Below are 9,021 nucleotides of genomic sequence, written 5' to 3'. Positions count from 1 at the left end.
GAGCCCGGAACTGCGGCTCGCGAGAGACCACACTGGCGATGGTCTACAAGCTGCTGGAGTCAGCGCAGAGGAACTGGAAGCGGATCAAGGGATTTAATCTGCTGACCCTTGTGGTCAACAACGTGAAATTCAAGGACGGCGAGCAAGTACAGGATCAATCAGACAGGAACGCGGCTTGATGCTCATACACCAGATTTGACAATAACTCTTAATCCGTCTGTACTGCCTGAAAAGGCGGTTGCAGTCGGTTAAAAAGGGGCGGTTGTGCGCATTTTATGCGCCCCAGCACAGAGAAAATGCAGTTTTAATGGCACTGAAGGGACTTGTTCATACGTTCCCTAACCGAACAGCCCGCTCTCGGACTTCGGGGGAATATCGTTTTGGTGAGTTCATGACTCCATCCTCTCAAGATATGGAGTCTCCGGTAAAGCCGGGGCGGTTCAGTCAGAATCCGCACCGAGTATCTGAAGGCCAGCCTTCGCGCCAAAGTCGAGCACCCGTTTCGAATCATCAAGTGTCAGTTTGGCTTCATGAAAGCCCGTTACCGTGGTCTGAAGAAGAATGACGGCAAACTGGCCATGTTGTTTGCTCTGTCAAATCTCGTACGCGTGGATCAGATGTTGCGAGCACGGGGTTAATCCGCCTTAACTGCCTCAAAAGGCAGCTCACCGATGAAAAAAAGCAGCTAAGAGGCCCTGAAGTTGCGCTCCAGTTGTAGTGATTGCGATACGTATCGGAATTAGGGACTTAATCACAGTATCCCAAGTACCGGGACTACAAAAACATTCTTTAACCGGTGCGTTTTCCCATCTGCATGAAAGATCGCTGCAGCCTGGGCTTGAGTGGGCTGACGCCTTGGCAGGGTCAGCCCGTTACAACCTCGATTACAGCGCGCCGCGCAGAATCTCCCGGCTGATATCCGGCGTCAGATCACCGGATTCAGACAGCGCCACCATGCCATGCGCCTTGAGCGCGTCGATCACAGTCTCAATCTGCTCCGCCTCGACGCCGTAGTCGGACAAGCGGGTCTTGACACCAAGGGACTCGAAGAACGCGCGGGTCTGCGCAATGGCCTGATCGATGCGCTGCTCCTCATCGCCAGACTGGATACCCCAGACCTGCTCGGCATACTGCAGCAGCTTGGCACGCTTCTGCTCCTTGCGTACCTGCCACAGCGACGGCAGCACGATGGCCAGAGTCTGCGCATGGTCGATACCAAACAGCGCCGTCAGCTCATGACCGATCATGTGAGTGCTCCAGTCGTGGGGAACACCAACGCCGATAAAGCCGTTCAGGGCGCAGGTCGCACTCCACATCAGATTGGCGCGCGCGTCATAATCCTCCGGCTGCGCCAGGGTCTGCGGGCCCACTTCGATCAAGGTGCGTAGAATCCCCTCGGCAGTACGATCCTGGATCCTTGCACCAGCCGGTGTAGTGACATACTGCTCCAGCACGTGCACAAAGGCATCGACGACTCCGTTAGCGACCTGCTTTGGCGGCAGCGAGAAGGTCAGGGTCGGGTCGAGGAATGAGAAGCGCGGGAACAGCAGCGGACTCATCACCGGATACTTGCCACCCTCATAGCTGATCACCGCCCCCATATTCATCTCTGAGCCGGTGGCTGGCAGGGTTGCCACAGTGGCCAGCGGCAGTGCCGTGCTGACCGGAATCGGTTCAAAGCCGCACTTCAGCAGGTCAGTGGTATCGCCGCTGTAGGGCGCCGCCGCCGCTACGAACTTGGTGCCGTCCATCACAGAACCGCCGCCCACCGCCAGCAGGAAGTTGATCCCTTCATCGCGTACGATCTCGACCGCTTGCATCAGCGTTTCGTAACGGGGATTAGGCTCTATACCGGCGAACTCGATGACCTGGCGCTGACCCAGACCGTTGAGCACCTTGTCCAGCGTGCCATTGCGTTTCACGCTACCACCGCCGTACAGCACCATGACGCGGGCATCGGCGGGAATCAGCTGATCCAGTTCGGCCAAACGGTCCTGACCGAATACGATACGGGTGGGGTTGTGGTAATCAAACTGTTGCATCGTTGGTCTCCTGTTCAAATTGTGCTGGCTATTTTAAGAATCAGGCACCAATGATGAATGGGTATTCTTGCCTATATCATGCCTAAAACTATCAAATGTGATCTTTTTGATCTAGGATACGCAGAACCATCACAGCTGCCGGAGTCCGGGTCATGAGCGCATTGGTACAACTACTGGACAGCCTGTCACCCAAAGAAGGCTACAACCCTACCCTGGTTGAAGGCATTGGTGTCTATCGGGCCAGCCAGTCGGTGGCCAGGGAACCGTTGTGCTACAGACAGGGCATTATCGTGGTGGCCCAGGGTTCGAAACGGGTCTACCTCGGCGAAGAGGTTTATGACTACAACCCCAGCCACTACCTGGTGATGACCCTGCCCATTCCTGCTGAGTGTGAAACCCAGGTAGTGCCGGGCGAACCGCTGCTGGCCCTGCTCATCGATATCAAGATGGAGCTGCTGCAACCGCTGATACGACTGTTTGACGATCACCACCAATCGCCACCGGAGGCGCTGACCGCCCCCGGCAAACCGGGCCTCTATGTCAGCCAGGTCACCGACGCCTTCTCTGCCGCAACGGTTCGCCTGTGTCAGCACCTGCAATCGCCGTTAACCGCGGAGGCACTGTGCGACGGTGTGCTGCGGGAAATTCTCTACCTGATTCTAAGCAGCGAGCACTCCGCTCCGCTGTTTGAACTGGCACGCTATAACACGCAACTGGCCAGAATGGAGCGCGTGCTTAAGTACATGCATGAGCACTACCATGAAAGCCTGGAAGTGGATCGACTGGCGGCACTGGCCGGCATGAGCAGCTCCTCTTTCCATCGCAACTTTCGCCAATCGACCGGCTCCCCGCCTCTGCAATATCTGAAAAAGCTGCGCCTGACCCGGGCGCGGGAACTGTTGCAGGACAAAGATATCAAGGTCAAACAGGCAGCTGCGTCGGTCGGATACGAGAGCCCGACGCAGTTCAGCCGCGAGTTCAAACGCTATTTCGGCCTCTCGCCACAGGACAGTTCGGGGATATCGCCGGCGGCTTAAGTTCGTGGCTTAAGGCTGTCGCTTATGAGCCAGATACTCGACTTTATTGGCCGGGACGGAGTATCTGCAGACTGACCTCCTCTACCCAGGGCTCCACCGCGGCAAAGTACCGCTGCATATGCGGTGTGGCCAGATGGGCCTCCAGGTGCTGTACGGACTCCCACTGCTCCACCATCGTAACCGTATTGTCCCGGTACGGCAGTTGGCGGGGCAACACTACAGGGTCATCTTCCAATGGCAGATACTGATAGCAGCCCACTTCATTCAACACCTCAGGCCGTACCTTCAGTAGCTCCGCCAGCACCGTCTGGCGCTGCCCGGGCCGGGTATTGATGGTCGCAATCACGTGGATCATCACAGGGATTCCTTGTCGCGGGCGGGCGCCAATTCGCCCATCCGCTGGTTAGTGGTTGTGTACACGCAAGCCTATCCAGGTCAGGCCAGGGCTACACAGTACTTGAGTGCCTTACGCTGGTTCTTGAATTCGCTCAGCGCTTCTTTCAACTGTGCAAATTCTGCCACCCGCGTGTCAGGCCCGACCAGTTCGCCAAGGTGGTGCTGCTGAACCAGCGTTTCGGCCGCTTCGGTGAAGCGCTGCCACTGACTGTCAGAGCCCGTTGAGTGCAAGGCGTTGAGGGCCACTTCATGTTGCGAGATGGCAGTGGAGAAAGGCGCAACTACCGCATGTTCCAGCCGGTCCTGAATACAGACCAGGTGGCCATTGGCTTCCACATAGGGCGCCAACTGAGCGGCATGGGCACCGCTCACCGTGTCGAACACTGCAAAGAAACTGTCTTGCAGGTACTCCAGTTCGGCCACGCAACGCGACGCTCCGAGCTCCATCAGGATGTCATGGCGCGTGCCGGAGGCCACCGCAGTGACATGAAAACCACGCGCCTTGGCCAGCTGAATCAGTACCCGCCCCACGGCACCGGAGGCCCCCGAAATGAGTATTTTGGCAGCCACTTGGGTCGGTATCTTCTCAATCGCCTGCCAGGCGGTCATTACCGGGCAAGGAAAGGCAGCGGCGGCGGTCCAGGCCAGTGCTTGAGGCAGCCGGATCAACGCCCGCGCGTTGAGTGCGGTGTATTCCGCGAAGCTGCCGTTCTGCAACAGCGACTGGTGATAACACACCGGCACTCCAAGCCAGTGACGGTCACGCTCATCCGCCACGGCCACGACCACACCGGCACCATCAACGCCCGGTATCTGTCCGTCCTGCCACAGCTCACCGCGATCAGATTCGATAAACTTCCAGTCGACAGGATTCAAACCTATCGCTTTATTGGCCACCAGAACCTGGCCAGCGCCAAGTGTCGGCATCGGGCGCTCCGCCAGCTCAATCGCCCGATCGGCCTTGGACCACACCCAGGCCTGCATAAGCTCGGGTTGTTTTTCATTGCTGATCATCGGTTTCAATCCCAGGCAGGTGAAAAATCAGGATTCGCAATACGCTCCCCACGGTCCAGCTGAGCAATGCGGGCCATCTCGTCTGCAGTCAGCTCAAGGGCCGTGGCTTGCAAATTGGTCTCCAGATTACCGCGCTTGGTCGATGACGGGATGGTCACCAAGCCCTGCTGCAACTGCCAAGCCAGCACCACCTGGGCAACCGATGCTTGGTGATTGGCGGCGATGCTTTGCAGAACCTCGTCTTCAAGGACTTTGCCAACGGCAAGGGGCATAAAGCCGGTCACCTGAATATTGCGGGCCTGGCAATGCTCTATGACGCGACGGTTCTGCAGATAGGGATGCACCTCTACCTGGTTGGTCATAATTCGCCCCTCGCCCAGTACTTCAATCGCCTGACTCAGCTGGGCATTGGTGAAGTTAGATACCCCGATATGGCGCGTCTGCCCCTGCTGCTGGGCTTCTGCCAATTGCGCGAGGTAGGTTGCCATGGCCACCTTGCCAGCCACATCCGGCCAGTGAATCAACAACAGATCCACGGCCTCGACCTGGAGTTTAGCCAGACTCTCCTTCACGCTTGGGATGAAAGCCTGTTCACTGAGGTTGTCGAGCCAGACCTTGGTGGTCAGGAAAATCGTATCCCGCGCCACACCGCTGTCGGTAATCGCACGCCCAACCTCGGCTTCATTGCCGTAGATCTGTGCGGTATCGATATGACGATAGCCCGCATCCAACGCCATTTTGACGGCCCCATAGGCCACCTTGCCTTCAAGCCGGAAGGTACCCATTCCCAAAGATGGCATCATATTCATCGCAGATAACTCCTGTTATCGGTTGTGGAAAATTGGCAGTACGGATTCGCTGATTTCATGGAAGGTTTCATCCAGCGGGCGCTGATTGCGGCGGAAATGGAGCCCGATGTGATCGACGCCGGCGGCCTGCATCGCTTCCAGCTCCTGGATCAGTCCCTTGCGGCCGGCACTGATGCCGAAGCGATGCCGCTGAATGGGTGCATCCGGATCTTCGACCAGATCCAAATGAATGAAGCTGATATAGGGCTTGGTACCGGCCACTTCCCGCCACAGCCCTACCCGCTTGATGTGTTCCGCCGGCGTACCCGGGTAGGCGAGCCAACCTTGCATCTGTTCGCCAACCCAGGCCGGACTCTGCTGGGCCAGGCCTGCAACCAACAAAGGCGGCTGTGGCGCCTGCGGCAACAGCTCGATACCGGGTGCCAGCCGGGCGTCCTGTTCACCCTGCAGCACGCGGACCGCCTGGCGGAAACGCTCGCCACGGCTGTTGAAGTCCACGCCAAATACCGGGTATTCGCTGGGCCGGTCACCGCTGGCCACTCCCAGCATCAGGCGCTGGCCGCTCAATGCCTGCACCGTGGCAGCCGCCTTGCGCACCAGCCAGGGGTTGCGCAGCGGTAGCACCACTGCGGCGGTACCAAGCAGGATATTCCGGGTATGGGACGCCAGATAACCCAGGTAGGTGAAGGTTTCAAACACCTGCGCGGCATCGCCGAAGCTGGGATCGTACAGCGGGACATCACGCACCCAGGCCGCTCTGAACCCCAGATCATCTGCCAGCTCGATCAACTCGGCGTGACGCTGCATATCCGGCACGCCAAAGGGCCGTCCATCGCGTTGTCGGCTGGCCTCGCCGGCCGCTGACCAGTCATTGTCCAATGGCAGCTCCACGCCAATTGAAAAGCCACCCGCGGTCAGTTTTTCGATACTCATTGCACACTCCCGGGCGGGGCCTGGCCCCGCCTTGCTACTGTTCGATGTCAGATCGCTTGCAGCTGATCACGCTTGTCGAGGAAACCGGACAGGCGGGTCAGTATCAGCGCCAGCACCACGATCAGTGCTCCGATCCAGGCGGTGTCCATCAGCGCCATATCCTCGATGATCACGCCGCCAAGCAGTGAGCCGATGGCAATCCCCACGTTGAACGCCGCGATATTGAGACCAGAGGCCACATCCACGGCCTGCGGGGTGTATTTCTCCGCCAGTTGCACCACGTACACCTGCAGACCCGGTACATTGCCGAACGCAAACGCACCCCAGATCAGAATCGTCAGCACCGAGGTAATCGGGTTACCGGCGGTGAAGGTGAAGGCCAGCAGGATCAGCGCCAGCGCGGTGAAGATGATGTACAGCGCCTTGATCGGTCCCATACGGTCCGCCATGCGACCACCCCAGATATTGCCGACGGCCACGGACACGCCATACACCAGCATGATCAGACCGATGGCGCTGGACTCGAACCCGGACACCTGCTCCAGGATCGGCGCGAGAAAGGTGAATGCGGTGAAGGTGCCACCGTAACCCACCGCCGTCATGGCGTAGACCAGCAGCAGGCGCGGATGCGTCAGTACGCTCAACTGTTGCGAGATGCGCGCCGGCGGCGCCTGCTTCAGGTTCTTCGGTACCAGCAACGCACTGCCAATCAGGGCCAGCAGACCCAGGACGGCTACGACCATGAAGGTGGCCCGCCAGCCGAAGCTCTGGCCGATCCAGGTACCCAGGGGCACACCGGTCACCAGTGCAACCGTCAGGCCGGTAAACATGATGGCGATGGCACTGGCCTCTTTGTCACGCGACACCAGGCTGGTGGCGATAGTCGAGCCGATCGAGAAAAACACTCCATGGGCAAGACCGGTGAGGATACGGGCCGTGATCAGTGAGCTGTAACCCGGCGCCATCCACGCCAACAGGTTGCCGAGGACGAACAGCGACATCACCGCCATCAGGACATTCTTGCGCTGCCAACGGCCGGTCAGGGCCGTCAACACCGGCGCGCCGATGGCCACGCCAAGGGCATAGAGGCTGACCAGGAGGCCGGCCGACGGCAGGGACACGCCCAGATCCTGGGCTATCGTGGGTACCAGACCGACAATTACAAACTCGGTGGTACCAATTGCGAATGCGCTGAGTGTCAGCGCAAGCAGAGCAATAGGCATAGCAATCTCCGTAACAGGTTAGGTTGCGGAGCAGTATGCCGGCTGCTATTTTTTGCAAAAACAGCATCGAACACAAAATACTTTTACAAATATGGCAATAATATCCCGCACCGAAGATCTTGAGATTCTGCTCACCGTCATCGACAGTGGCAGCTTCTCTGCCGCCGCGCGCAATCTGGACATCCAGGTGGCCAAGGTATCGCGGGCGGTCAGCCGGCTGGAGACAGAGCTGGACTGCACCCTGCTCAACCGCACCACCCGTAAACTGGAGCTCACCGAGGAGGGGCGGCAGTTCGCCGAACGGGTGCGCAACGGGCTGGATCATCTGGCGGAGGCGGAAGAGAGCCTGCGAGCCTTGCGCGGGACGCCGACAGGCCGGCTTCGAGTGGATGCCGCGACACCCTTTATCCTGCACCAACTGGTGCCGCTGGTGCCCGGGTTTCGGGAGCGCTATCCGCAGATCGAACTGGAACTGGTGGCCAGCGAGAACATTATCGACCTGATTGAGCGCCGCACCGATCTGGCGATCCGCATCGGCGCCCTGCAGGACTCAAACCTGCATGCCCGTTTTCTGGGCCGCAGCCCGTTGCATATAGTAGCGTCGCCTGACTATCTGGCACGTCAGGGCACCCCTAAGGACCCCGACGCGTTGCACCGGCACCAGATCATCGGCTTTGCCGACGCGGCACATCTGAATCGCTGGCCCTTGAGGGAGTCTGGGGTTGTCAGCCCGTGCCTGACCAGCAGCAGCGGCGAAACCGTGCGCCAGCTCTGCCTGGCGGGCCAGGGGTTGGCGCTGCTGTCCGAGTTCATGATTTGCGAAGACCTCACCCACGGCCGGCTGGTGAAGGTACTGGATGAGCATATTGTCACGCCCAACAACCGGGAACTGGTGCACGCGGTGTACTACCGCAATACCGCGCTCTCAAGCCGAATCACGGCGTTTATCGAGCACATCGCGCCGCAGCTGAAGCTGGCTTGACCGCTGCCCACGGAGGACGCGGGCCTTTCCTGTCGCAACACCATCATCAGACATCGCCAATCACGCTCTGCAGAAAGGTTCAAGTCGCTTAATTGAGGATCTGGAACACGCCGGCCACCATCAACCTCGGCCCCTTCAGGCGCTGCGCACTCAATGAAAACTGCTGCGCTCCCATCCGGCCAAAAATCCAGCCAAAATGATCGATCAGACTCATCGCCAGCAACTGCCTCAGCAGAACAAAGGCGATCGCATTGGTCTGGCCAAAGCGCGGCGCAACCCAGGTGGCGGTCAGGATATAAAACAGCACCAGGCAACCGCCAAAGTAGTAGTACAGCGGTATGCCGGAGTGGTAGAACTTCTTGCGCCCCCCTTCGGTCACCAGCAATTAGGTCAGCGACAGCAGCAAGCCGACCATAAACAGGATGGTGGTCGCCAGCGTCGGGTTTTGCAGACGCCCTCCCAGACCACCGTTCAGCGTTGACATCACCGGGATACCGAACCCGCCAAGCTATCATTCAGGTCGTGCAGCCGAACGCCCAGTCTTGTTGATCAGCGCGTAAAAATGACTAGGTGGAGGTGCGGATG

At 59.0% G+C, this 9,021-nt stretch carries 8 protein-coding genes and 3 pseudogenes; 4 read left to right on the top strand and 7 right to left on the bottom strand.

Features of this window, described 5'->3' with window-relative positions:
• Together LWH94_RS18235 and LWH94_RS18230 are read left to right on the top strand one after the other, a co-directional pair.
• Nucleotides 1-179: pseudogene (locus LWH94_RS18235) on the top strand (IS256 family transposase); the annotation flags it as partial.
• A 270-nt stretch (nt 180-449) separates the two neighbouring features.
• Nucleotides 450-638, top strand: a pseudogene (locus LWH94_RS18230) (transposase); the annotation flags it as partial.
• A gap of 246 nt (nt 639-884) precedes the next feature.
• Here LWH94_RS18230 and LWH94_RS18225 read toward each other — a convergent pair.
• The gene (locus tag LWH94_RS18225) at nt 885-2,042 is read right to left on the bottom strand and encodes an iron-containing alcohol dehydrogenase (protein ID WP_232903180.1); all 1,158 of its coding nucleotides are present in this window, start codon (nt 2,040-2,042) and stop codon (nt 885-887) included.
• Between the two features lie 152 nt (nt 2,043-2,194).
• On the opposite strand from LWH94_RS18225, the gene LWH94_RS18220 reads away from it, so the two are divergent.
• Nucleotides 2,195-3,079, top strand: coding sequence for an AraC family transcriptional regulator (locus tag LWH94_RS18220; RefSeq protein ID WP_232903179.1), 885 nt, complete (start codon nt 2,195-2,197; stop codon nt 3,077-3,079).
• A gap of 43 nt (nt 3,080-3,122) precedes the next feature.
• On the opposite strand, the gene LWH94_RS18215 is transcribed toward LWH94_RS18220, so the two are convergent.
• From LWH94_RS18215 to LWH94_RS18195, 5 genes are all read right to left on the bottom strand, one after another.
• A complete protein-coding gene (locus LWH94_RS18215; RefSeq protein WP_232903178.1) occupies nt 3,123-3,434 on the bottom strand; it encodes a putative quinol monooxygenase in 312 nt (103 codons plus the stop codon).
• An 80-nt stretch (nt 3,435-3,514) separates the two neighbouring features.
• A complete protein-coding gene (locus LWH94_RS18210; RefSeq protein WP_232903177.1) occupies nt 3,515-4,489 on the bottom strand; it encodes an alcohol dehydrogenase catalytic domain-containing protein in 975 nt (324 codons plus the stop codon).
• A gap of 5 nt (nt 4,490-4,494) precedes the next feature.
• A complete protein-coding gene (gene dkgB, locus LWH94_RS18205) occupies nt 4,495-5,298 on the bottom strand; it encodes a 2,5-didehydrogluconate reductase DkgB (protein ID WP_232903176.1) in 804 nt (267 codons plus the stop codon).
• 15 nt (nt 5,299-5,313) lie between these two features.
• A complete protein-coding gene (locus tag LWH94_RS18200) occupies nt 5,314-6,231 on the bottom strand; it encodes a TIGR03571 family LLM class oxidoreductase (protein ID WP_232903175.1) in 918 nt (305 codons plus the stop codon).
• Nucleotides 6,232-6,278: 47 nt separating this feature from the next.
• On the bottom strand, nt 6,279-7,454 hold the full coding sequence (locus tag LWH94_RS18195; protein WP_232903174.1) for an MFS transporter: 1,176 nt from the start codon (nt 7,452-7,454) through the stop codon (nt 6,279-6,281).
• Between the two features lie 91 nt (nt 7,455-7,545).
• Here LWH94_RS18195 and LWH94_RS18190 point away from each other — a divergent pair, with 91 nt between their 5' ends.
• A complete protein-coding gene (locus LWH94_RS18190) occupies nt 7,546-8,436 on the top strand; it encodes a LysR family transcriptional regulator (protein WP_269802663.1) in 891 nt (296 codons plus the stop codon).
• Between the two features lie 88 nt (nt 8,437-8,524).
• On the opposite strand, the pseudogene LWH94_RS18185 reads toward LWH94_RS18190, so the two are convergent.
• Nucleotides 8,525-8,932 (bottom strand): annotated as a pseudogene (locus LWH94_RS18185) (DMT family transporter); the annotation flags it as partial.
• Nucleotides 8,933-9,021 lie beyond the last annotated feature (89 nt).

This window comes from Marinobacter sp. G11 (assembly GCF_021282325.1).
Classification (GTDB): Bacteria; Pseudomonadota; Gammaproteobacteria; order Pseudomonadales; family Oleiphilaceae; genus Marinobacter; species Marinobacter vinifirmus.
Note: the sequence above shows the minus strand (reverse complement) of the source record. Positions and strands in the feature narration are given on the sequence as shown.

Bases quoted from the DNA above. Each gene is read 5' to 3' on its own strand.
- LWH94_RS18225 (WP_232903180.1), bottom strand. From the start codon at position 2,042: ATGCAACAGTTTGATTACCACAACCCCACCCGTATCGTATTCGGTCAG.
- LWH94_RS18220 (WP_232903179.1), top strand. From the start codon at position 2,195: ATGAGCGCATTGGTACAACTACTGGACAGCCTGTCACCCAAAGAAGGC.
- LWH94_RS18215 (WP_232903178.1), bottom strand. From the start codon at position 3,434: ATGATCCACGTGATTGCGACCATCAATACCCGGCCCGGGCAGCGCCAG.
- LWH94_RS18210 (WP_232903177.1), bottom strand. From the start codon at position 4,489: ATGATCAGCAATGAAAAACAACCCGAGCTTATGCAGGCCTGGGTGTGG.
- dkgB (WP_232903176.1), bottom strand. From the start codon at position 5,298: ATGAATATGATGCCATCTTTGGGAATGGGTACCTTCCGGCTTGAAGGC.
- LWH94_RS18200 (WP_232903175.1), bottom strand. From the start codon at position 6,231: ATGAGTATCGAAAAACTGACCGCGGGTGGCTTTTCAATTGGCGTGGAG.
- LWH94_RS18195 (WP_232903174.1), bottom strand. From the start codon at position 7,454: ATGCCTATTGCTCTGCTTGCGCTGACACTCAGCGCATTCGCAATTGGT.
- LWH94_RS18190 (WP_269802663.1), top strand. From the start codon at position 7,546: ATGGCAATAATATCCCGCACCGAAGATCTTGAGATTCTGCTCACCGTC.